General features: G+C 31.2%; 21 protein-coding genes and 1 pseudogene. 18 read left to right on the plus strand and 4 right to left on the minus strand.

Annotation, left to right across the window (positions count from 1 at the left end):
• Position 1 precedes the first annotated feature (1 nt).
• Both pseH and pseI read left to right on the plus strand, forming a co-directional pair.
• Entirely contained in the window at positions 2-562 is a 561-nt protein-coding gene (pseH, locus tag G9F74_RS23655; RefSeq protein WP_165406284.1) for a UDP-4-amino-4,6-dideoxy-N-acetyl-beta-L-altrosamine N-acetyltransferase, read from the plus strand.
• On the plus strand, positions 555-1,604 hold the full coding sequence (gene pseI, locus G9F74_RS23660) for a pseudaminic acid synthase (RefSeq protein WP_165406285.1): 1,050 nt from the start codon (positions 555-557) through the stop codon (positions 1,602-1,604). Before pseH ends, pseI begins: the two co-directional genes overlap by 8 nt.
• Positions 1,605-2,384: 780 nt before the next feature.
• On the opposite strand, the gene G9F74_RS23665 is transcribed toward pseI, so the two are convergent.
• The gene (locus tag G9F74_RS23665) at positions 2,385-2,717 is read right to left on the minus strand and encodes a phosphoglycolate phosphatase (RefSeq protein ID WP_165406286.1); all 333 of its coding nucleotides are present in this window, start codon (positions 2,715-2,717) and stop codon (positions 2,385-2,387) included.
• Between the two features lie 1,258 nt (positions 2,718-3,975).
• On the opposite strand from G9F74_RS23665, the gene G9F74_RS23670 reads away from it, so the two are divergent.
• On the plus strand, positions 3,976-5,154 hold the full coding sequence (locus tag G9F74_RS23670; RefSeq protein ID WP_165406287.1) for an FtsW/RodA/SpoVE family cell cycle protein: 1,179 nt from the start codon (positions 3,976-3,978) through the stop codon (positions 5,152-5,154).
• Positions 5,155-5,465: 311 nt separating this feature from the next.
• Here G9F74_RS23670 and G9F74_RS23675 read toward each other — a convergent pair whose 3' ends face one another.
• The 3 genes from G9F74_RS23675 to G9F74_RS23685 all read right to left on the minus strand — a co-directional run bounded on the left by G9F74_RS23675 (position 5,466) and on the right by G9F74_RS23685 (position 7,179).
• Positions 5,466-6,443: a CgeB family protein gene (locus tag G9F74_RS23675; protein WP_165406288.1), complete on the minus strand. Its 978-nt coding sequence runs from the start codon at positions 6,441-6,443 to the stop codon at positions 5,466-5,468.
• A 31-nt stretch (positions 6,444-6,474) separates the two neighbouring features.
• Positions 6,475-6,720, minus strand: coding sequence for a CGEA protein (locus G9F74_RS23680; RefSeq protein WP_165406289.1), 246 nt, complete (start codon positions 6,718-6,720; stop codon positions 6,475-6,477).
• A 225-nt stretch (positions 6,721-6,945) separates the two neighbouring features.
• The gene (locus G9F74_RS23685) at positions 6,946-7,179 is read right to left on the minus strand and encodes a CGEA protein (RefSeq protein WP_165406290.1); all 234 of its coding nucleotides are present in this window, start codon (positions 7,177-7,179) and stop codon (positions 6,946-6,948) included.
• Between the two features lie 1,319 nt (positions 7,180-8,498).
• Here G9F74_RS23685 and G9F74_RS23690 point away from each other — a divergent pair.
• The 15 genes and pseudogenes from G9F74_RS23690 to queE all read left to right on the plus strand — a co-directional run bounded on the left by G9F74_RS23690 (position 8,499) and on the right by queE (position 22,444).
• The gene (locus tag G9F74_RS23690; protein WP_165406291.1) at positions 8,499-9,698 is read left to right on the plus strand and encodes an NAD(P)/FAD-dependent oxidoreductase; all 1,200 of its coding nucleotides are present in this window, start codon (positions 8,499-8,501) and stop codon (positions 9,696-9,698) included.
• A gap of 66 nt (positions 9,699-9,764) precedes the next feature.
• Positions 9,765-11,186: an MBL fold metallo-hydrolase gene (locus G9F74_RS23695; protein ID WP_165406292.1), complete on the plus strand. Its 1,422-nt coding sequence runs from the start codon at positions 9,765-9,767 to the stop codon at positions 11,184-11,186.
• A 30-nt stretch (positions 11,187-11,216) separates the two neighbouring features.
• Positions 11,217-11,660, plus strand: a pseudogene (locus G9F74_RS23700) (Rpn family recombination-promoting nuclease/putative transposase); the annotation flags it as partial.
• Positions 11,661-12,137: 477 nt separating this feature from the next.
• Positions 12,138-13,172 (plus strand): bis-aminopropyl spermidine synthase family protein, encoded by a 1,035-nt coding sequence (locus G9F74_RS23705; RefSeq protein WP_165406293.1) that lies wholly within the window; start codon positions 12,138-12,140, stop codon positions 13,170-13,172.
• A gap of 20 nt (positions 13,173-13,192) precedes the next feature.
• Positions 13,193-14,860 (plus strand): carbamoyltransferase family protein, encoded by a 1,668-nt coding sequence (locus G9F74_RS23710; RefSeq protein WP_165406294.1) that lies wholly within the window; start codon positions 13,193-13,195, stop codon positions 14,858-14,860.
• A 13-nt stretch (positions 14,861-14,873) separates the two neighbouring features.
• Positions 14,874-15,632 (plus strand): DUF5591 domain-containing protein, encoded by a 759-nt coding sequence (locus G9F74_RS23715; RefSeq protein WP_098133044.1) that lies wholly within the window; start codon positions 14,874-14,876, stop codon positions 15,630-15,632.
• Entirely contained in the window at positions 15,598-16,377 is a 780-nt protein-coding gene (locus tag G9F74_RS23720; protein ID WP_098133045.1) for a glycosyltransferase family 2 protein, read from the plus strand. The genes G9F74_RS23715 and G9F74_RS23720 overlap by 35 nt, the downstream gene beginning before the upstream one ends.
• A gap of 11 nt (positions 16,378-16,388) precedes the next feature.
• Positions 16,389-17,189 carry a class I SAM-dependent methyltransferase gene (locus G9F74_RS23725; protein ID WP_098141268.1) on the plus strand — a complete coding sequence of 267 codons (801 nt, stop codon included), beginning with the start codon at positions 16,389-16,391 and terminating at the stop codon, positions 17,187-17,189.
• 125 nt (positions 17,190-17,314) lie between these two features.
• The gene (locus G9F74_RS23730) at positions 17,315-17,971 is read left to right on the plus strand and encodes a PIG-L deacetylase family protein (protein ID WP_098133047.1); all 657 of its coding nucleotides are present in this window, start codon (positions 17,315-17,317) and stop codon (positions 17,969-17,971) included.
• Positions 17,972-17,988: 17 nt separating this feature from the next.
• A complete protein-coding gene (locus G9F74_RS23735; RefSeq protein ID WP_098141270.1) occupies positions 17,989-18,987 on the plus strand; it encodes an ABC transporter ATP-binding protein in 999 nt (332 codons plus the stop codon).
• Positions 18,984-19,775 (plus strand): ABC transporter permease, encoded by a 792-nt coding sequence (locus tag G9F74_RS23740; RefSeq protein WP_098141272.1) that lies wholly within the window; start codon positions 18,984-18,986, stop codon positions 19,773-19,775. The genes G9F74_RS23735 and G9F74_RS23740 overlap by 4 nt, the downstream gene beginning before the upstream one ends.
• Positions 19,776-19,777: 2 nt before the next feature.
• Entirely contained in the window at positions 19,778-20,566 is a 789-nt protein-coding gene (locus G9F74_RS23745) for an ABC transporter permease (RefSeq protein WP_098133050.1), read from the plus strand.
• Positions 20,567-20,578: 12 nt separating this feature from the next.
• The gene (queC, locus tag G9F74_RS23750; protein WP_098141276.1) at positions 20,579-21,244 is read left to right on the plus strand and encodes a 7-cyano-7-deazaguanine synthase QueC; all 666 of its coding nucleotides are present in this window, start codon (positions 20,579-20,581) and stop codon (positions 21,242-21,244) included.
• Positions 21,244-21,735, plus strand: a complete 492-nt coding sequence (gene queD / locus G9F74_RS23755) for a 6-carboxytetrahydropterin synthase QueD (RefSeq protein ID WP_000426940.1) — start codon at positions 21,244-21,246, stop codon at positions 21,733-21,735. Before queC ends, queD begins: the two co-directional genes overlap by 1 nt.
• The gene (gene queE, locus G9F74_RS23760) at positions 21,728-22,444 is read left to right on the plus strand and encodes a 7-carboxy-7-deazaguanine synthase QueE (protein ID WP_000036267.1); all 717 of its coding nucleotides are present in this window, start codon (positions 21,728-21,730) and stop codon (positions 22,442-22,444) included. Before queD ends, queE begins: the two co-directional genes overlap by 8 nt.
• The last annotated feature ends 33 nt before the right edge of the window (positions 22,445-22,477 follow it).

Consider the following 22,477-nt stretch of genomic DNA (forward strand, 5'->3'; position numbering starts at 1 on the left):
TATGTTTAATATTAGGGATTTTCAATTGGAAAGGTTAGAAAAGAAAGATTTAGAACTCATTTTACAGTGGCGGAATACAAAAGAAATTCGCTCGGTTATGTATGAAGATCATCAAATAACAATAGACGAACATATAAAGTGGTATGAAAAACTAGAAGTGGATGATACAAAAGTTGCAAGACTATTAACATATAAAGAAAAACCAATTGGATTTGTTAATTTTACAAAAATAGATAAAATGGAGCGGACTTGTTATTGGGGATTTTATATAGGTGAAAAGCAAAGTGTAAGACGTGCCGGAACTGTATTAGGTTTATTAGCATTAGACTATATTTTTGAAACAAAAGACATACAAAAAGTATGTGCAGAAATAATAGAATCAAATCGTATTAGTTTAAACTTTCATCAGAAACTTGGATTTCAAGAAGGTGGAAGATATGAAAACTATATTTGCAGGGACAATGGTTTTATTGATGTCATTACAATGACCCTGTCTCATGAGCAATGGGCGGAAAGGAAAGAAGCGATAAAAAAAGAACTTGAAGGTGAAAAAAATGAGTAATGTATATATCGGAGGTAGAGAGATTGGCGATAGCTTGCCACCATTTATTATTGCTGAAATGTCAGGGAATCATAATCAATCATTAGACAGGGCGTTACAAATTGTAGAGGCAGCTGCAGAGGCTGGAGCACAAGGATTTAAGATTCAAACATATACTCCAGATACAATGACTTTAAATATAGAAAATGGTGATTTTTTAATTCACGATACAAAAAGCCTATGGAAGGGTAAATCACTTTATAATTTATATAAAGAAGCTTATACACCATGGGAGTGGCATAAACCAATTTTTGATCGCTGTATAGAACTAGGAATGATACCATTTAGTACGCCGTTTGATGAAACAGCTGTAGAATTTCTAGAGTCATTAAATGTTTCATGTTATAAAATTGCATCTTTTGAAAATACCGATATTCCCCTCATACGTAAAGTAGCCGCAACAGGAAAACCAATAATCATTTCGACAGGTATGGCTTCGATTGCTGAACTAGATGAAACAGTAAGAACTGCGAGAGAAGCGGGGTGTAAAGAATTAATTCTATTAAAATGTACAAGTACGTATCCTGCATCTCCAAAATCTACAAATATAGTTACCATACCTCATATGAAGGAGTTATTTAAATGCGAGGTAGGTTTATCTGATCATACACTGGGAGTAGGTGTATCTGTAGCGAGTGTCGCTTTAGGAGCCACAGTAATTGAGAAACATTTAACGCTCTCTAGATCGGATGGAGGAGTTGACGCTAAATTTTCAATGGAACCAGCTGAATTTAAATTATTAGTAAGCGAAACTGAAAAAGCATGGGAATCTTTAGGGAGTGTATATTATGGCCCTACTGATATAGAAAAAGATTCTTTAAAATTTAGAAGATCATTATATGCAGTAGAAAACATAAAAGCGGGAGAAGTCTTTACAAATGAAAATGTTAAAGCCATTAGACCAGGGAATGGCTTATTACCAAAACACTTATCCAAATTTATCGGAAAGAAAGCGAGTAAGGATATTAAAAAAGGAACACCTATTTCGTGGGATTTAATTTGATAGAGTGTAATGAAATGCTAAAAAGAATCTATTTTAAGAATATAAGAAAAAAGTTAAACAAGCATTGATATATTAACATTTGTTTGACGTATTATATGGGAAATACAAATTCATTACAATTATTTAAATCAAAATCTGGATAAACAAAAACAAATATTAATTTCTCTTTATTAATCATAACCTTATACTTTTTAAAGATTTTATCGCTTCTTTAAGTGCTGTAATTGTTCCCGTTGTTTTGGTATCAACGTGATAAATTTGTATTGTGAGAAGGGACGGAAAACACGACTCGAAAAGGTTCCTTTATAATCTGTATGTCTAAACGGTTTTATAATGACGGCACATAAAATACAGAACCAGCATATGGAACTGTTTGAATGCTATCGTTATTAGGGAGAGTTTTTACTCTTCCTTCAATTACCTGACGTGCAAGCAGATTAATGTATAAGGTGATTGAAAGAAGAACGAAACTGCATTTACCGTAACTTAAGTACAAACTAATAATTGATAACAAAGCATCCATTCGGGTGCTTTTTATTTTGGAGGAGGATGAATGATGCACCAACAAATTGATTTCAAGATTGTCATTCATGGTAGATGCAATGCGGATAATCGAGATGCATTGGAAAAATTTTATTACTAGGAATAACATGTCGGTTGATAAATGCCCTATAGAGTGCATTTGTAGAAATGAAATAGATATCGACTGTATTTCTGAATAAAAGTGTTATTTTAGTCAAAAGAGCATTTAGCATAAGTAAAATACCCCTTGATTTAAAATTATTTTTCAGATGTATACCTAATTGAATAGTTGTCACTAAAATTTACAATAACAGAAATTTTTTGTTCTTTATTATCTGCGGCATGTCCGTATAGGTGAACTTCATGTGTTCTATATTCTTTTGATGGACTAATTTTGTCAATTACAATATCAAGGTTCATATCTTTTCTAAAGTAACCAATAGTTACTAGTTCAGCAGTTTTTCTTACTTCCGGCCATTCTTCGCTGTATTCTTTTGGAATGAATTGAGATGAAACCGAGTGTATAAATAGAAGAGGAATAGTGATAAAAGCTATACTCACAATTCCGTAGCGTAATAAGTTTCTTCCCATTAATTTCACCTACCAATAGTGTTGTATTTAATCTAGTTAACAATCTAAACGTTAAACCAACATTAACCAATTAACTATCTATTTAGGTGACAATATTATTACAGATTTGTGAGAGGAATTGATCAATGTAAAGTTAATAAAATAGTTATTTTAATTGATTCATACCTTTATTTGAAAAAAATAGCCCTTACTAATACGTAAGAGCCCCATAAACAGAGAAAAAGTCGTATGTGATTCTATATAAGAATCATAATAGAATTTTAACATTTTAATATATAGTTGTCTATACCTCTTAGGTGTAATGTAACTGAACAAAATGCAATTTTAGTTGGAGATAGATTTAAAAGGCCCTGTTTTAGACAGGACCTTTAAAAAGGGCATTACAGTTAACAACTGAAGGTACCTTTATATTACCATTATTAGGATTTATATTCCATGAGTTAGGTGTTGAGAAATAAAAAAGGCAATCGTCGTTGAATAGCCCTTTGATTAAACGGAGTACTTTCAAACATAATGTATTGGAAGTCTTACGATATGTGTAAATAAAAGAGCAGCTAGTAAAAGTTAGCTGCTTAATACAAAAAAGAGAAGAACTACAGGGACGGTTAAATGAGTTCTGGCTTTTGCCTATCATTAGTATGTGGATGGAATGTTTAGTTTTATGCTGACAAACCAAAAAAGAGCACCTTTAAAAAGTGCTCTTTAAGGAAAAAGTGAGATATTGAAAAGTAAATTAGGGTTTATTACTTCAAGTTAATATATGACTATTTCATCATAATGTGACGATGGAACACTAAAGAGCAGCGAACAAAAGCTAACTGCTCGGCTCTCGATTAAGAGAGTTAGAGTGAGAAGAATTATAGGCAGGTTTATTAAAGCCTTGCCGACAGTAATGACGGCATATTGATTTCTAATCAAGGGTGTAGAGGGAAAATAAACAGAGCATACATTTTTGAACAGTTTGATGAAGATACAGACAATGAGGGGAAATAAGGGATAGATATGAATTATGAGACGCCGGAAGCTAAGTAATTCTGGATAAAAAGGACTTGTTCATTTTAGTTTAGGAAAAATTAAGATTTACTTATTATTACTTTAACTTTTTAAAGTGAAACCTTAAAAGAAAGTTTAGATAAAATAAAATTTCGCGTTATAACATAATAATGTAATTTTCATTTGAATACTAAAAAAACTTATAAAAAGGGTACTAGTAATTATTATGAAGCGTGGAATTTATTGAGTACTACAGGAGGGTTTCATGGGTAAAATAATAGTATTATTAAGGAGTCTAGATACAAAACTAATTTTAATTTTATGCATGTTTTGTATTATTAGTACCGCTGCAATTTATAGTAGTCAACAAACTGGTCAGTATGGAGGCACAAACTTTGCATTGCAGCAAGGTAGGAACTATATAATTGGTTTTGTACTGTTAATATTTGTTGCAAATATTGATTGGGATCAATGGCAAAAGTTATCTTGGCCATTGTATATTGTTGGTTCTGCGGCAATTGTTATATTAAAAATACTACCGGAGTCAACGTTTACTCCCGTTAAATTAGGAGCAAAAAGATGGTTTCAATTTCCTGTTATCGGTCAAATTCAACCATCGGAGTTTTTCAAAATTGCACTAATTATATTTGTCGCCAATTTAGTAGTGAATCATAATGCCAAATATATGATTCGGACATATAAAACTGATTTCATATTGGTCGGAAAAATTATGTTAGTTTCAATTCCTCCTATTGTTTTAGTATACAGTCAGCCAGATACAGGTATGGTGTTCTTATACGCAGCATCTATTGCATGTATTTTATTTATGTCAGGGATTCAAAAGAAATTAATTGCATTTTGTACAGTCATCCCGGTAACTATAGTATCTACATTAATATTTATATATATAAAATACCCAGATTTTTTCTTTAAAGAATTAGTTACTAGGTTAAAATTGCACCAACAATCACGCATTATAGGTTGGCTAAATCCAGCTGAAAATGCAGATCAAGGATATCAAACACAACAATCTCTTTTAGCTGTTGGAAGTGGTGAATTACATGGAAAAGGATACGGTCAAGGTAGTGTATATATTCCTGAAAAACATACTGATTTTATTTTTGCTACCATCGCTGAAGAAGGTGGATTCATAATTGCAGCTATCGTTGTATTGGTCTTGTTACTTCTTATATATCGAATAACTATAATTGCTTATTCAGCAGAGGATCTGTTTGGCACATTATTATGTGCTGGGACAAGTAGTGTTTTAACACTACAAATCTTCCAAAACATTGGTATGATTGTTGGAATAATGCCGGTAAAAGGTATTGCACTTCCTTTTTTGTCATATGGAGGGAGTTCTCTGTTTTCAAACATGATTATGATGGGGCTTATTTTATCGGTGCATAAAAATTATAAAAAATACATGTTTCAAGTTAATTAAAAGATAACAATGTGTCTAGGTATGTTTTTGTAAAGGTTAATTTCAAAAAACGAAAAGAAATAAGATATAGTCCGACTAGAAAACTAGAGGAAACTAATATTCCTATGTGAAAGAAAACATAAGAATATTGGTGAATAAAAGCAGTAGGTATCAGATTCTATAGGTAGATGATTCTATATTAAGTTCTATATTTATAGATGTTAGTGTGAATATACACCGTTTCTTATTTATCTATGAACATTATCTGTAGAATGAATAGATTAATTTAAAAAATCCCCTTGTGCATCCATATGCAGAAGGGGATTTTTATTTTAATGAAGGTGTGATTGTAAAATAGTCGTTATAAAATGGATTCTCTCATGAAAAGTATGCTGTGTAATAACTTTTGTATGGATTTTTTCGATCATTAATTTTTTCATAATCGTATCATTCAAATGAAGAGATATTTTATTTAAACAGTCCTCAAAGCTGTTATAGGATATAATTTCATCTTTATTGAAGAAAGATGAAAGATCAGATTTTTCTTCAATTATTTGAAAGCCTTGGCAAGCTGCAATATCAAATGTACGATTATTAATGGTATTATTTTTTACTTTATTTTTGTTTTTATTCTGTGGAAATAGATAACTACGATGAGGGTTTAATATAAGATTAGCGTTATTATAATAGAGTGCAACTTCTTGAGGTGGAATCCATTCTTCTATAATTTTAATTCTTCGGTGATTCTTCCATTTTTTAAATAACTTATTTTTCCAGTGTTGACCAATAATAGTATAATGATAAGGGGTTTTTTCCAAAAGAAACTGAATCAATTTTACCCGGGTTGGATAAGGATATCCAATAAACAATACTTCACTTTTATATTTTGAGTTTTTTAGACCAGGTTTAAATACATCTATATTAGTTGCTAAAGGTAAGTGATATACATTGGTATATCCTAAAGCTGTGTAATATTTAAGTGCTTCACTGTCAATAGTAAATATAAAATCGAAGTTATTTAATAGAAGAAGAGAAGTATCTATATAAAATGGATCCTCAGTTAACCAGACAGCTAATTTAATGTTCCTTTTTTTAAAATATTGGATTGCTTTTTGTGGTAGATGATTACCTAATAAGGTGAAAACAATATCGGGATGAAACGTTGTTGTAATGAAATCCAATTGCTGTATTAATTCACTAGGTTGTACTGCTAACCATTCGAAATTTTGATCGATAAGTGTTCCCTGTATGCTTTGATCTAAATATTGATAGATTTTTGAGTAACCAGAAGTAATGTATAAGAGTTTCATATTTCAATCCCTGCTTTAGGTTTAAAATATATTATGAGATAAATGTAACACTTTCTATTTCTTTACAACTAATCTTAGTAATACTTGTAGTAGGAGGAGTAACTGAATTTTCCTCTTCTAATGTGACGATACAAGTATTAGGGTTAAAATTTGTAAAAATAGCAGGTCCAATAATATTTCCAGATTTACCAGTCACAGTAACGACTTCGCCTGGTTGTAAATCTTTAAAAATACTACATATTCCACCTGAACAACCAAATAAATTGCATAAGAACAAATTTATCCCTCCTTTAAACAATATACTATATCATATGAAAGTTTGTAGAACGATGTGTAGACAAGTAACCGTTAGAAGAGAAAAAATTTAAATTAAAGCAACTTATTGAAATAATAGATACATTAGAAGGGAGCACTTTAGGGTATACTGATTAGATTTTTCATGAAAAAAGACATTCATTAGATTGTCTTAAATATGGATTAAGCTAGAACCATATAAATCATTTTAAGGAGTAGTTAAAGTCACACTTTCTATATCTTCACAACTTATAAATATAGTATTGGTAGAAGAGGGGGTAATCACATCTTCTTCAACTAAAATCACCGCACAAGTATTCGGAATGAATTGCGAAAAAGTAGCAGGACCAATAATTTGACCTGATCTAGTAGTAATTGTAACAATTGTTCCCACTGGCCATATAGAGAATATAACACAAGCTAAACCTTCACATGCTGCCATATTAAACCCTCCTAATTAAAAGTTTTAAGTATGTTTTAAATTCCAAACATTTTATAGTATATGTGGTAGAAATATGAAGTGCTTGGACTAATAGAAGTCACTTTCCGGTCTTATTTCTTCATGATTAATGTGATAACTATTAAATATTACAGTATGAAGGTTGAAAAAAATATGGTAAGCAGGTTTATGAATGTGGTATTACATAATTTAGTGATTAGCTATTCCAAGATCCAAATGATACGAATTGGAATGATAAAGTGGAGATATGGAAATTTCGAGCAACTAGAAAACTAAAAAAATCTTATTTACATGCAACTGTTCTTAAAAGGGCTTGTTAAGGGTAACAAATGAATGTTTGAAAATGTAGCAAAAAGTTGAACAAAAACGTTATCTGAAAAAAAGAACACAGATCAGTGCTCTTAGAAAGTAGACAATATGGTTTTTGGATTAGTATTTAATATCATATGCTCGTTTCGTTTAAGTGTGTAAACAAAATTAAAGAATAAAGCACATTTATTTGACACTCCCACTGCTAAAGCAACAAGCTGACTAGCGTCAGTGGGATTCTTGCTACCAAAGGCGAAGTCTATTTCTAGTATCGCTGACGTGCAAGATTGCGGTGTGCCATCACCACTCCGTATCCAGTTGATATAGCAGATACGGCACTCGTTCTATTACCAAACGAGTCAGATTGTGAGTTCTCAAATGTGTTTTAGCGTCTTTTGCTTGACGACTCAATCCATTTTACGGAGTAGAAGAATTTGTTACTCCAACCTGATATGTATTTTGTTTTCAGAGAACAAGATTGTTTTAGAGACTTTTACTTGTCTATTATAAAAATGATACCATTTCTAATATTTGATTTACAGAACGTATCCTCGGTATTTTATCTGTACATCGCATTTGACCTCACTCTCATCCCACCACTAAAGTGGGTGCTATCGCACCGTAGTAGGCTTTCTCGTTCGGAAAACCAGAGTTATTGGAATAAGTTTGTTTTTGTTCGTCCCCTGAAAAGGAGGGTGGACAAACCATACCAAATGAACTTGCATTTCATTATCTTTAGAAATTTAATGTTAATAAAGTGACATAGTATACAGGATAACATTGAAAAATATAAAGTTTGTAGTGTTTTAAATAAATTAAAGAAGTAACATAAGAGATTTACGCATATAGTAATGTCAATGGATAATATTAACAAAATATTCATTTAAATCAGATAAAATAATAGTGTTTATAACTTATAATAATATTACTACGATGAAAATACGGCTACTAATTAGTTAAATTAAAAATCAATTTTAGATAGGAAGAGGATAATGAAGACCAGAGATAGTTATAAAATTATTGTAATTGGTGCTGGGACTGCAGGACTATCTTCTACTGCACATTTATTACGAAATGTCCCCCTATTGAAAGAAAGTATAGCGATTATTGATTCGTCAAAAAAACATTACTTTCAGCCACTATGGAGTTTAGTGGGGGGAGGCATTGTTTCAAAGGAAAGTACGATGCGTGATCAAGAATCGCTTATTCCAAAAGGAGCAACGTGGATCCCTAAAAGTGTTGTTAAGTTATTTCCGACTGAAAATAGGATACTTTTAGATGATGGACTGCTGCTTGAGTATGAAATTCTTATTGTAGCAGCTGGTATACAAATTAATTGGGAAGGTATTAAAGGCTTAAAAGAGTCTATTGGGAATAATGGGGTTTGTAGCAATTATTCTTATAAATATGTTGATTCTACTTGGAGAGAAATTGAAAAATTTAAAGGAGGAAATGCGGTTTTTACCCACCCCAATACTCCTATTAAATGCGGTGGTGCTCCACAAAAGATTATGTATTTAGCAGAAGAGTATTTTTCTAATAGTGGTGTAAGAAACAACAGTGAGGTAATGTTTTATACTGCGAACGCTAACATATTTCAGGTTCCACGTTATGCAAATACTTTAGAACAAGTACTAGAAAGAAAGCAAATTATAACAAATTATAATAAAAACTTAGTAGAAATTATCGCCGAAAAAAGAGAAGCAATTTTTGAAGATACGCAAACACTGAAAAGAGAAACTGTACCATACAGTATGATCCATGTTGTTCCACCAATGGGGCCACCTAATTTTATTAAAGAGAGTGAGATAAGTGATTCTCAGGGGTGGGTAGATATAAACCCTTATACTTTACAGCATGTACAGTATAAGAATATTTTCGGACTTGGAGATTGTACCAATTTACCCACCTCTAAAACTGGGGCGGCAATTCGAAAACAAATACCTGTCTTAAAACAAAATATTATGGATGTACTTAACGGAAGAGACTTGCATGCTAAATATGATGGATATACATCCTGTCCGATTGTTACAGGATATAAAAGTCTTATACTCGCTGAATTTAACTATGAACATGAGCCCCAAGAAACGTTTCCATTTAATCAAGCGAAAGAACGGTATAGTATGTTTTTACTTAAAAGATATATGTTGCCCTATATGTATTGGAATTTAATGTTGAAAGGGATCTTATAGGAGAAGATAAAAAGTGGTTATAAAAGTTGAAAAGCAATTTGAAATAACTATTTGGAGGGAATAGCTATGCTTTTAAAATATTTTTATGATGAAAAATTAGCACATGCTTCCTATTTAGTCGGTTGTCAGAAGGAAGGTGTAGCAATTGTAATTGATCCAGGTCGCTATATAGAACAATATATAGCGTTTGCTAAGAAAGAGGGGATGGAAGTAATTGCTGCGGCTGAGACTCACATTCATGCTGATTTTCTTTCTGGATCTAGAGAACTTTCTAATCTTTATCATGCAAATTTATATGTATCTGATGAAGGAGATTGTGATTGGAAATATCAATATCTTAACGAAGGTCGATACAAATTGGTTAGAGAGGGCACAGAGTTTAAAGTAGGCCATATAAAATTTAATGTAATTCACACCCCAGGGCATACGCCTGAAAGTATTTCTTTTTTAGTAACTGATACAAGTCAAAATAACTATACCAATGATAAGCCGATAGGAATATTCACAGGTGATTTTATATTTGTAGGGGATATAGGAAGACCGGATTTATTAGAAACTGCTGTAGGCATGAAAGATACTGCAAAAATAGGAGCGAAACAATTATTTGATTCTATACAAAAAATAAAAATACTCCCTGATTATTTGCAAATATGGCCTTCACATGGTGCAGGAAGCGCATGTGGAAAAGCAATAGGAGCAATTCCAACTTCTACATTAGGTTATGAAAAGATGTTCAATTGGGCATTTCAGTGTACTGAGGAAAGTGATTTTGTATCGACTTTATTGACGGGACAGCCAGAGCCTTCAAAGTATTTTTCATTAATGAAGAATTTAAATAAGTATGGTCCGCCAATTCGTAAGAAGAGAAAAAGTACTGCTATTAATACAGTAGAAGAACTTCAAGAAATTTTGAGGGGTGTTCAGCAAATAGTTGATATAAGGGATGTAGAGTGTTTTGCTGCTGGCCACATCGAGAAGTCAATTAACATACCTTATAACAATTCTTTCACAACTTGGTGTGGTGGGATATTAGATTATAAAAAAGAAACTTTAATAATTTTAGATGCGGAAAAGGTTAAAGTGGAGGAAGTTATTAGAGACTTTGAGTCCATTGGCTTAGATAATATTATTGCTTTTGCACCTTCAAAGGTAATTCAAAGATTCCATAGTTTAGAGATTTATAAGGAAAAAACATCAAATGAATTATATCCGTTAATAAAAGATGGAAGTGTAAAGGTTATCGATGTGCGTAGTAAAAAAGAGTGGGAGGAAGGGCATCTTCATGATGCAATACATATCACTTTAGGTAATCTATTTGAGCGGCTAGATGATGTACCAGAAAATTGTCTAATAGTTTTACAATGTCGAACGGGGTTACGTTCCGCTATAGCAGCTAGCATTTTACAAAAAGCTGGTATAAAGGAAGTAGTTAATTTAAAGGGGGGATTTCTTGCGTGGAAAAAGTCGGGACTACCATACGAGAATTAATTTTTTTATAAATACTGAAACCTTTTTTAATTGCAAAAAGGAATGCCTTATAGCTCACTTCATAAAACGATTACCATAAACTTATTAAACTTTGTGATGTTTCCAGAATATGAAGCATTTCATACAACAGGAATCCTTTGGAATCAGCAACAACAAAAGTTATTAAGTGAAGATATAGAAGTTCATATTGTAGAGATTCCAAAGTTACTACAGCAATGGCGTGAAGAGAAAGTTAATCCGTGGGAAGACTCGTTTGTTCGTTGGTTATTATTATTACCAGCGAATGAAGATGAGTATCTCACACAAACATTGGAGGACATTGCCATGAACCAAGATCTGATTTTACAAAAAGCAATGAATAAGTGGGAACGTATGAGTCAAGATTCCTCTTTCCGTCAAGCATATGAAGCAAGGGAAAAGGCCTTAATGGATGAGTCTGCAAAGTTTGCTCATGCTCGTAATGAGGGAAAAAAAATAACCCCTGGAAATAAACATTTTTGAAAAATTTATAAAAAAGAAAATCGACAAAAATCTCTAAGAAAAGGCTCTACACTAGTTTTTCAAGGAATCATAATATATAAATTCAAACAATATAAATACCCATAATTATTCCTAATATTGTTTTATCAGGAAAAATTACACTTAATTTTCTGAATAATTTTTATCTACAAATACAATTTATTTATTAATCAGAAAATTCTATTTTCATGCTAATATTGGTGGTGCAGATCTGTTGCAAATATTTGAACTACACAATTATCTATAAAAGGGGGAATGTGAAATGGAAAAGGAATATATTCATGAAGAAATGCTAGAGCTTGAAGATCTTGAATTAGATGAAGAGGATTTACTAATTCGTGCAGGCAAGACATTAGGTTAAGTTTTTAAAATAGGGAGGTTACATATGCAGTTTAACTGTATATGTAACTTTTTTAAGGTAGGGTATACTGTATGAAAGAAAATAAGATTATTTTATTATATGAAAGATTTATTGAATTAGACTATGAAGAAGAGTTAGATAAAGTACCAAAATTAAAAAACAGAGGGGTACTTTTGAATTTTTGGAAAAAATGGTATGAAATTAGTGAAAAACAATTCGAATTTATAATTTGGAAGTCCATTAATACTGTAGATACTTTAGATGATCTAGTCAAAATAACTGGGACTTTAAGTTTGGCTTTAAGATTATTAAAAGTATTAAAAGAAAGAAATTTAGTTGAAATTATAGAAAATAAAATAAGGTTTTCACAAGATTTAACAAGTAGTATTTTATATGAACCAGCCTCTCTTCCTAATACAGGATATGAGAATAAAATAAACCAAAAAAAATATGCTCAATTTAAAGCTACTTGGGATAGTTCGTTGAGAAGAGCTGAAATAATAAATCAAGAGTTATCATCTAATAAAAATATCTTTTTTTGCGGAGATGATGATTATACAAGTTTGGCCCTTAAACAATATAAAAACAGAGAAATAAGTGTAGGAGATATTGATGAAGAATTGATTGAATATTTTAAACGTACAAACAATGATATTAAGTTTTATAATTTTGATGTTAGAAATGAAGTTATAGAAGATTTAAGGAATAAGTATGATGCAATACATTGTGACCCTATAGATGATGGTAGAGGGTTAGATTTGTGGTTAAATAGAGCTAATGAATTATTAAAAGGTCAAAAGGGTGATTTAATTTTTTTAAATGTAAGTGTTAAAAGATTAGGCAATAGGGCGGTTTATTTGCAGAATTTCTTGACATCTTTAGGCTTTTATTTAAAAGAAATTATTCACGATTTAAGTTCTTATAAAGTGGCTGAAGAGCCTTATATTGATGAAGAATTAATAAAAAAAGAATTAGATGGCATTGGTTTTTCTAAAGATACATTCCAAAATTTATATATTCAAACGGATATGTTGGTTTTTGTACGATTAATAGACAAACCAACCCTTTTTCCGCAAGAATATTATGAGATTAGAAGAAAAATATAAAATAACTGCGAGGTAATATAATGTATGTTTTAGGAGTCAATGGGTGGGACTTTGATGTTCATGATGCAAGTGCGTGTTTATTTTATAATGGTAAATTAATAGCTGCAGCTGAAGAAGAAAGATTTATTCGTCAAAAAAAGGCATTAGATAAAATTCCATATAATTCAATAGCTTATTGTTTAAAGGCAGCTAAAATTACTCCAAATGATGTAGATCATATTGTTATGGGCTGGGATGTAGAACAATTATATTTTGAGAAGTATTCAAAGAAGCTTAACAAAGATGAATGTCTTGAAAGGATTTTTCCAAAGGGAATTTTTAAGAGAGATAAAGATCCTCAGATCCATATGTGTTCTCATCATTTAGCACATGCTTCTGGTGCGTTCTTTAGTTCGGGATTCAATGAAGCTACTATAATAGTTATTGATGGAAGTGGAGAAGAAGAGTCAATAACTATAGCAAAAGGAAAAGGTAAAATAATAGAAGTACTAGAAAAATACCCGTTGGAACATTCTTTAGGTATTTTTTATGAAGCATTAACTGTATTTTCAGGTTTAGGGAGACATAATGAGGGGAAGTTAATGGGCCTATCCTCATATGGAGAAGAAATATTTGAATTTCCTGAAATACTGGAAAATCCTTTGAAACCAAATAAAAATACAGTTAGTATGAATGTTAAATATTTTTCGGTATTAAAAGATTGGATAAAAGTTATTAGCAGTATAACAAAGATAGCTCCTAATTATATTGAATATGAATATAATCCAATAGATTCAATACTATTAATGAATTCATCAGTAATGGAATATAAAAACATTGCAGCCTCAGGTCAGGCAGCCTTGGAAAGAGCAATTGTTAGGCTTGTAAAAAAAGCTGTTAATCTAACTGGAATTAATAATTTGTGTCTTTCGGGAGGAGTAGCATTAAATTGTATAGCGAATAGAATTATAGCTGATTTACCAGAAGTGGATAGTTTGTACATTCAACCTGGTGCTTCAGATTGTGGGGTAAGTATTGGAGCAGCTACATGGTTTCTTGCAGAAAATGGGATAGCGCCTATGTTCACTGTAGATCATGTATATTCTGGTCCGGAATTTCCTGATTCTAGTATCTTAAATATATTAAAAAAATATAATTTATCATATATAGAATTAGGTTCTAATAAATATGATAAATGCTCCGAGTTATTAATTCAAAATAAGATAATAGGAAGATTTTCTGGAAAGATGGAATTCGGTCCTAGAGCTTTAGGAAATAGAAGCATAATAGCTAACCCTCAGAATAAGGATATGTTAAATAAAGTAAATACTATTAAGAAAAGAGAGCAATGGAGACCATTGGCTCCTAGCATCATAGATGAAAACGTTTCTGTAGTATTAGAAGAAAAAATAAATAACCCTTATATGTTGTTAAATTCTACTGTTAAAAAAGAGGTACATCATTTAGTTCCAGCAATAGTTCATGTTGATGGATCAACAAGGGCTCAAGTAGTTACGAGGGATATGAATTCTGATTATTATGAAACAATCTATAACTTTTATCAGAAAACAGGGATTCCTGCAGTTATGAATACATCGTTTAATGTAGGAAAAGAACCAATTATATGTAACCCAAATGATGCTATTAGGTCATTTTATGGATCAGAGGTGGATGCCCTTTTATTAGGTTCATTTTTAATTCTTAAATAAAGGAGGAGAGATTTTGAGAAATAGAAATTATTCTAATCTACAAGATGAAAGGGTAAAGGATTTGGTACTTAATAAAAAAGGTTATCCTAACTACCCAGAATATATACTATTAGATTTAATAAAAGAGGAAACAGTTTTTAAACGAGGAGCTTGCTCAAATTATATTCATCATGAAGAGTTCAATACATGGCAGGAATATTTTTGTGGGGATTATTACGAAAAGCCTCAGGGGAAAAGAATTGCTTTTTTACAAGTTTGTTCTTGGGCTAAACCATATGACTTTTCATATATTGGTAAAAAAATTAGAGAAGTTACAAATAAATACCCAATGGTTCATCCAATTATTCTATCAAATGCGGGAATTATACCATATGAATACCAAATGAATCCTACTTTTTGTGCGTACGATTGGATGGATGACATTGAGGATCCAGTAATTTATGAAGAATTAATGAAAGAATATAGGGATAAATTGATACAAAGAATTAGGAGCTACCTAGAATCAAATTCATACGATGTAGTAGTACAATATGGTATACCAGTAAAAAAATATTCAATGGCTCCTGTAATTAAAGATATTTGTAAGGATCTAGGAATTACTTTTCTTTTAACCCCAGATATAGAAACATATAGAAATAATAAAGATAAATTAGTCGAGTTAAAGGATTCAGGAGAATTTTATTGTTTAGATGAAGTTTTGAGTAGTATGGATAATTGTTTAAATAAGGTGAGTAGATATGTTGAATCTATCAATTGTAATACCGGCTTATAATGATGTTAGATTGGAAAAGTGTTTAAAAAGTATTGATGAAAATGTAGAGGTTGTCGTTGTCTTAAATGGTGCAACAGAAGAAGTAAGAAAAATCGCTTATTCTAGCAATGCAATAATTGGGGAATTACCTACACCTAATTTAGCAAAAGCTTATAATTATGGAATTGAAATTTCTAGTAAAGATAATGTGTTAATTATGGATTCAGATTGTGTTTTTATGCCAGGTACCATCAATAAGTTATTCAAATTATTAGATGCAGGACCTTTGGCTAAAGGAAGGGTGATGTTTTCCTTTAACAGTAAAATTGGAAAAATCATTGCACGCGCAAGACATATACATACTTGCAAAAAAAATGCATATTCACCTCCATTGGCATTTAATAAAGCAATCTTAGCAAAGGTAAATGGATATTATTTTGATGAGAATTTATCTTGGACAGAGGATTACGATTTTGATATTAGAGTTAAATCTGCAAATCTTAAGATTTTATATGATGATAAAGCAAGAATTATTCATCCAGAGTTAAGCATTAAGCAAGATTTGAAAAGTTCATTTAATTATGGTGTAGGTCATGCACGTGGGGTTTTACACAAAAAAGATGGTTATTATGAACCTAAAAATAAAACGAAGTCCATTATTAACTCATATAAGTATATTAAAAAAAAATACGGTTATTTAACTGCTTTCTATCTCATATTTTGGCAGCTTGCCTTTTATAGGGGATATAAAAAAGAAATGTATTAAGGAGGAAAACAATGCAGCAACAATACGATGAAATTTCTGAATTATACGACATTATCATCCCAGAACCTGATGGTATTTTTGATTTTTACAGTGGTTTGGTAAAAGCAAATGATGAAGTTTTAGATTTGGGGTGCGGTACTGGTAGATTATCTTTTATTCTTGCTGAAAAAGGCGCGAATGTAACTAGTGTTGATATATCAGCAGGAATGATTGAAAAAGCCAGTAAGAAGTTAGATGAGATGCCAAATATTAAGGATAAAATAGAATTTAAGGTTTCTTCTGCTACAGATTTTAAGTCTGAAAGAAAATTTGATTTTATATTTATGTCTGGTGGTGTATTTGAATATTTACTTACACCGTCACAACAAAAATTAGCTCTTAGGAACATTAAATTATTATTAAAAGAAGACGGGATTTTTGTTTTCGATATTATTACACCTCCAACTATTCTTCCTTATTCTAAGAGAGTGAGTGATGGAGGAAATACTCCTATTAAAGGGGAGAATTTTAAAAAATATAAAATTAAATCATGGGATGTCGTAAAAGCAGATCATTATAAGCAAATAGTTGAAACCACTTGTTATTTTGAGGTTTATGACATAACAGATAATTTTTTAAGTGAAAAAAATTTTAGATTTCTTGCAAAATATACTTTACCATCCGAAATGCAGTATCTCTTAGAAATAGAAGGATTCAGTATAAAAAATTTTTATGGTGATTACAATAAAAATCCTTTTGGGAGGAATAGTGAATTTATGATTTACGAATGTGGGAAGCAAGGGGAAAATTTTAATGATATACAGTGTGAATAGACGCTCTTAAAAAGTATATTTTTCTAGTGGAAATAAAATGTATCCAGTTAGTATACTCCAGAGTAAATAATTTTTAATTAAAATAATAGGTAAATGATTTACCTGTTCAATAAAGGTGATGCTGAATGAAGGATATTGTAAAAAAACATTTAGTTATAGCGCCACACCATGACGATGAAGTCATTGGCTGTGGTGGAACAATTGCTCAAGCTATTAGTAAGGGTGAACATATAAAAGTAATAGTAATTACAAAAGGAGATTTATCTGGAGGAGTAGGAGATTTAAATGAAATTATTTCAAATAGAGAGAACGAGTGTATAAATGCTTGTAATACATTAGGGATAGAAAAAGGAGATATTAAATTTTTAAAGAAACCAGACAGATCACTTGTGTATTCTTTAGATTTTGTTGAAGAAATTATTCATGAAATCTCAAAATATAAGCCTAATTTTATTTATTTCCCCCATGATATGGAAAGTGATAGGGATCATCGAATAGTAAATGAAGTTGTATCAGAAGCAATATTCCTGTGTCAATCGGGGTTCTTAAAAGAGAATTGTGCTCCGATGTGTTTACAGTATGAAGTATGGACTCCCATGAAAAACTATCAGGTTGTAAAAGATATTACCAGGTTTATTGAACTGAAAAAAGCATCAATTAAAAAATATGAATCCCAACTTAAAACATTAAATTTGGTTGATGGAGTTTTGGGGCTAAATTCTTATAGGGGTATGCAGGCAGGAGTGCAATTTGCAGAAGTTTTTAGAGTGGTAAGTAAGTAGTAAAAAGGAGAGAGAAGATGGATATCATTGAAATTGAAAATGTATCAAAAACTTTTGAAAGAGTAAAAATTGAAGAAGGATTAATAAACTCTTTCAAGAGTTTATTTAAAAGAGAAAAAGTCAAGGTTACTGCTTTAAGTGATGTGTCATTCAAAATAAAAGAAGGTAAAATAATAGGGCTTATTGGCGCGAATGGTGCTGGTAAGTCTACCCTAATGAAAGCCATGGTTGGATTAATTAAACCAACTTCCGGGAGAATCTTGATAAATGGATTTAACCCTCATGATAAGAAGAAAGATTTTTTAAAGTCTATTGGTGTTGTTTTAGGACAAAAAAATCAGCTATGGTGGGATCTTTCCCCTTACGAAACATTTTTATTACATAAAGAAATATATGAGCTGTCTGATACAGAGTTTAGAAAGAATGTAGATGAATTAGCTAAAAATCTCGGGGTATCAGAAATTCTTAAATCGCCAGTAAGAAATCTATCGTTAGGAGAGAGAATGAAATGTGAGTTAATTGCTTCAATCTTACACTCACCTAAGATATTATTTTTAGATGAACCGACTATCGGATTGGATTTTCTTGCTCAAAAGAATATCAGGAATTTTCTCAAAAATTATTGCAAAGAAAGGAATACAACAGTTGTAATAACTAGCCATTATTTCCCAGATATATATGAGCTATGTGAAGAATTAATAATATTGAAGAATGGAGAAGTTGTTTTTAATAACAATTTCAAAAAAATAAAAGAAGAAATTAAAAGTTATAAATATATATATCTTAGCTTTGAAAATGAAATAAATTCTCAAGATCTTAAGAAATATGGCGAAGTTAAAGAGTCGGATAAATTTAGTGTAACAATAAAAGTTCAAGATAAGTTAGTGAACGAGACCATATCTAGCATATTAAAAGAATTCAATGTTATTGATTACAATTTGACTGAAATGTCATCACAAGACCTCATTGAAGATATTTATTCAATGGAATCGACTGGAGTGAAAATAACAGTATGAAGAAGTATTTAAAACCAATGATGCTTTCATTTCAAGCGGTTTTTCAGTATCGCATGAATGTTGTATTATATATGATTTTTGGTTTAATACCGCTTGTGGCTTTAATACTATTGTGGCATTCTCTCTTTGAAGCACAAAGCAATATTCAGGGTTATACTCTTGAAATGATGATTACTTATGTAATAATTGCTAAGTTAATTGAACTTTTACTAATTCCTGAAATGCACTGGTCGATAAATGAGGAAATACAATCCGGTGAATTATCAAAATATCTTATAAAACCATTTTCATACTTTGGATATTGGTTTAGCCATAATTTAGGTAACAAAATTATTCATTTACTGATGTCAGTGATACCGATAATACCGATAATATTCCTGAACAGGGATTATTTCCTTTTACCTACTTTAAAATATACTTTCCTGTTCATTCTTTCAATAGTAGGAGCGGCAATACTTTATTATATGATTTATTATTTGATATCACTCTTCTCATTTTACTTTGTAGAGATATCATCCTTTTTCTTTACTGTAGATATAGTATTAGAATTATTATCTGGATCGCTTATTCCGCTTGAATTTTTACCAACTCCATTAAATACAATAACTCAGTTTTTACCTTTTTCATACTTAATTCACTTTCCGGTAAATGTATATTTAGGAAATTTAAGTGGCACTGAAATTTTAAATGGTTTAATTTTACAAGTGGTATGGTCTTTAGTTTTCTATGTCCTTATTAGAGTACTTTGGAAGAAGGGGTTAAATAAATATGAATCTGTTGGTGCATAAATATGATTAGATATTTAAAAATGTTAAAAGCAATTCTTAAAATTAATTTAAGTAATATTATGATGTATAGAGTTAACTTTTTTTTAAATATATTAGATAGCGTTGTTTGGTTCATTGTTACATTAGTATTTTTTAATAGTATATTTGATAGTTTTGGTAATATTAATGGTTGGAATACAAATGATATTTATTTGTTAATTGGAACAAGTGAGTTGATAAAATCTTTGATGTTTACTCTTTTTATTAATAATCTACCGTATATACCGAGTTTAGTTAACCAAGGAAGTTTAGATCAGATATTGTTTAAACCTATTAATAGTCAGTTTCTAGTTTCATTAAGAAAGCTTGATTTAGGGAACTTAGGGAACTGTTTACCAGCCGTACTGTTAATTAGTTATGCATTATTACAAAAGGGAGAGAGTGTTAGTATTGTAAATGGATTTTCTTTCTTGGGTCTATTGTTTTTAGGGATTATACTCTCGTATTCTCTGTGGTTTATTTTAATGACTTTATCTATATGGTTAACCAAAGTTGAAGGTATGCATGAGTTATTTCTTGGTACTATGACATTACTTAGATACCCATCTTCCTTATATAAAGGAATAAGTCGATTTGTTTTTTTATTTGTTTTTCCTATTGTTATTGTTAGTAATATTCCAACCTATGCTTTAATTGGTCGATTAGAACTAAACGATATATTCGTGTTAATGAGTTATTCTATTGGATTTTTTATTATTTCAATTTATTTTTGGAAGTTTGCCTTAAGATATTATAACAGTGCAAGTAGTTAAGGGGAGAACAAAATGTACTCTAATGATAAAGCAATAGTTGTTTTTAGTGGTGGACAAGATAGTACAACATGTTTATTTTGGGCAATAGAGCAGTTTGTGGAGGTGGAAGCTGTAACATTTAACTACAATCAACGTCATAAGTTAGAAATTGATTGTGCAGCGGAAATTGCGAATGAGCTTGGCATTAAACATACAGTGATAGATATGAGCTTACTAAATCAGCTAGCTCCCAATGCGTTAACGAGAATAGATATGGAGATTACACACGAAGAAGGGGAATTGCCATCGACATTTGTAGATGGGCGGAATTTATTATTCTTATCATTTGCTGCTGTATTAGCAAAACAAGTTGGAGCACGTCATATTGTAACGGGTGTATGTGAAACTGATTTTAGTGGTTATCCAGATTGCCGTGATGTGTTTGTGAAATCGTTAAACGTTACATTAAATTTATCTATGGATTATCCATTTATCATTCATACACCACTTATGTGGATTGATAAAGCAGACACGTGGAAATTATCTGATGAACTTGGCGCGTTCGAGTTTGTTAGAGAAAAAACATTAACATGTTATAACGGAATCATTGGTGATGGTTGCGGTGAATGTCCAGCATGTCAACTTCGTAAAGCAGGATTAGATACGTACCTACAAGAACGCAAAGAGGAGAATGAATAATGGAAAACTTTTTCGGGTTTCGCATTGTAGAAAATTTGCAAAAAATGGACAAGGATATTCAGCTTGAGCAATTAAAATACCATAATAAAAGAGTAATGGTTAGCAAGGAATTTACATTTGATGCAGCACACCATTTGCACTGTTATGAAGGGAAATGCAAAAATTTACATGGTCATACATACAAAGTTGTATTTGGTATTAGTGGATATGTAAATGATATTGGACTTGCAATTGACTTTGGAGATATAAAAGAAATTTGGAAAAACGAAATAGAGATTTATTTGGATCATCGCTATTTAAATGAGACATTACCAGTGATGAATACGACTGCGGAAAATATGGTTGTCTGGATTTATGAAAAGATGGCGGAAGCATTAATAAAAGGGAATCGAACAGAAGAATATAAAGGAGCTCGTGTCGAATTCGTACGTCTCTTTGAAACACCAACGAGTTATGCAGAAGTAAGGCGGGAGTGGATACTTGATGAGTAAGATTCCTGTGTTGGAGATATTTGGCCCAACCATTCAAGGAGAAGGCATGGTTATTGGACAAAAAACGATGTTCATTCGCACAGCAGGTTGTGACTATAGCTGCTCTTGGTGCGATTCAGCCTTTACATGGGATGGCTCAGCAAAAGAACAAGTTAGACAAATGGCGCCAGAAGAAATTTGGAATGAACTTGTTGAAATTGGTGGAGAAAATTTTTCTCACGTTACAATTTCAGGTGGGAATCCCGTTTTGCTGAAGAATATTCAGTTTCTTCTTACTGTATTAAAAGAGAATGGAATTCGTACAGCGATTGAGACGCAAGGGAGTAAGTGGCAAGAATGGTTGCTTCAAATTGAAGAAGTGACAATTTCGCCTAAACCACCAAGTTCAAAGATGAAAACAGATTTTACAATGCTAGACTCTGTTATTCATAAATTAGAAAGAAAAGATTTTAGTTTAAAAGTGGTTGTATTTGAAGATTATGATTTTGAATATGCAGTAAAGGTGCACAAGCGATATCCGCAAGTACCATTTTTCTTACAAGTTGGGAACGATGATACGAAAACGGTGGATGATGCAGCGCTTATTAAAAACTTATTACAGAAATATGAACGATTGATTGAAAAAGTTGTACAGTGTAAAGAAATGAATGATGCAAAAGTATTACCTCAACTTCATGCTTTAGTATGGGGAAATAAACGAGGTGTATAAATAAGAGCATTTTATGAATAAATTAATAAGGTG

The sequence above is a fragment of the Bacillus sp. EKM202B genome (assembly GCF_011066025.1).
GTDB classification, from domain to species: Bacteria; Bacillota; Bacilli; order Bacillales; family Bacillaceae_G; genus Bacillus_A; species Bacillus_A toyonensis.

Excerpts from the sequence above, each read along its gene's own strand:
- pseH (WP_165406284.1), top strand. The coding sequence starts at position 2 with ATGTTTAATATTAGGGATTTTCAATTGGAAAGGTTAGAAAAGAAAGAT.
- pseI (WP_165406285.1), top strand. The coding sequence starts at position 555 with ATGAGTAATGTATATATCGGAGGTAGAGAGATTGGCGATAGCTTGCCA.
- G9F74_RS23665 (WP_165406286.1), bottom strand. The coding sequence starts at position 2,717 with ATGGGAAGAAACTTATTACGCTACGGAATTGTGAGTATAGCTTTTATC.
- G9F74_RS23670 (WP_165406287.1), top strand. The coding sequence starts at position 3,976 with ATGGGTAAAATAATAGTATTATTAAGGAGTCTAGATACAAAACTAATT.
- G9F74_RS23675 (WP_165406288.1), bottom strand. The coding sequence starts at position 6,443 with ATGAAACTCTTATACATTACTTCTGGTTACTCAAAAATCTATCAATAT.
- G9F74_RS23685 (WP_165406290.1), bottom strand. The coding sequence starts at position 7,179 with ATGGCAGCATGTGAAGGTTTAGCTTGTGTTATATTCTCTATATGGCCA.
- G9F74_RS23690 (WP_165406291.1), top strand. The coding sequence starts at position 8,499 with ATGAAGACCAGAGATAGTTATAAAATTATTGTAATTGGTGCTGGGACT.
- G9F74_RS23695 (WP_165406292.1), top strand. The coding sequence starts at position 9,765 with ATGCTTTTAAAATATTTTTATGATGAAAAATTAGCACATGCTTCCTAT.
- G9F74_RS23705 (WP_165406293.1), top strand. The coding sequence starts at position 12,138 with ATGAAAGAAAATAAGATTATTTTATTATATGAAAGATTTATTGAATTA.
- G9F74_RS23710 (WP_165406294.1), top strand. The coding sequence starts at position 13,193 with ATGTATGTTTTAGGAGTCAATGGGTGGGACTTTGATGTTCATGATGCA.
- G9F74_RS23720 (WP_098133045.1), top strand. The coding sequence starts at position 15,598 with ATGTTGAATCTATCAATTGTAATACCGGCTTATAATGATGTTAGATTG.
- G9F74_RS23725 (WP_098141268.1), top strand. The coding sequence starts at position 16,389 with ATGCAGCAACAATACGATGAAATTTCTGAATTATACGACATTATCATC.
- G9F74_RS23730 (WP_098133047.1), top strand. The coding sequence starts at position 17,315 with ATGAAGGATATTGTAAAAAAACATTTAGTTATAGCGCCACACCATGAC.
- G9F74_RS23735 (WP_098141270.1), top strand. The coding sequence starts at position 17,989 with ATGGATATCATTGAAATTGAAAATGTATCAAAAACTTTTGAAAGAGTA.
- G9F74_RS23740 (WP_098141272.1), top strand. The coding sequence starts at position 18,984 with ATGAAGAAGTATTTAAAACCAATGATGCTTTCATTTCAAGCGGTTTTT.
- G9F74_RS23745 (WP_098133050.1), top strand. The coding sequence starts at position 19,778 with ATGATTAGATATTTAAAAATGTTAAAAGCAATTCTTAAAATTAATTTA.
- queC (WP_098141276.1), top strand. The coding sequence starts at position 20,579 with ATGTACTCTAATGATAAAGCAATAGTTGTTTTTAGTGGTGGACAAGAT.
- queD (WP_000426940.1), top strand. The coding sequence starts at position 21,244 with ATGGAAAACTTTTTCGGGTTTCGCATTGTAGAAAATTTGCAAAAAATG.
- queE (WP_000036267.1), top strand. The coding sequence starts at position 21,728 with ATGAGTAAGATTCCTGTGTTGGAGATATTTGGCCCAACCATTCAAGGA.